This window comes from Sinorhizobium sp. P24N7 (genome assembly GCF_042436655.1).
GTDB classification, from domain to species: Bacteria; Pseudomonadota; Alphaproteobacteria; order Rhizobiales; family Rhizobiaceae; genus Sinorhizobium; species Sinorhizobium meliloti_A.
The window spans coordinates 1-201 of sequence record NZ_JBHMIW010000181.1 but is presented as its reverse complement, the minus strand read 5'-3'; the positions used below and the strand labels follow the sequence as shown (position 1 = coordinate 201).

Annotated in this window: 1 pseudogene; it reads left to right on the top strand. The window is 57.2% G+C overall.

The features are described 5' to 3' along the window. Positions 1–95: 95 nt before the first annotated feature. Positions 96–201: pseudogene (locus ACFHWW_RS34530) on the top strand (IS110 family transposase); the annotation flags it as partial.

Here is a 201-nt window from a genome sequence, read left to right as displayed (position 1 = left end):
ATCCCTGTGACGAGCACTGTTGGGGTGGACGGCTCCCAACGGCATCGCAATGTGCCAGAGTGAGTCGTTAAGACATCAATCGAGGGAGACCGTCCGTGGAGCAGATTATCCGAATTGGCATGGATACGTCAAAGAGCGTTTTCCAGTTGCATGGAGTGAACGCCGCCGAGCAACCGATCCTGCGCCGGAAGCTGACGCGCA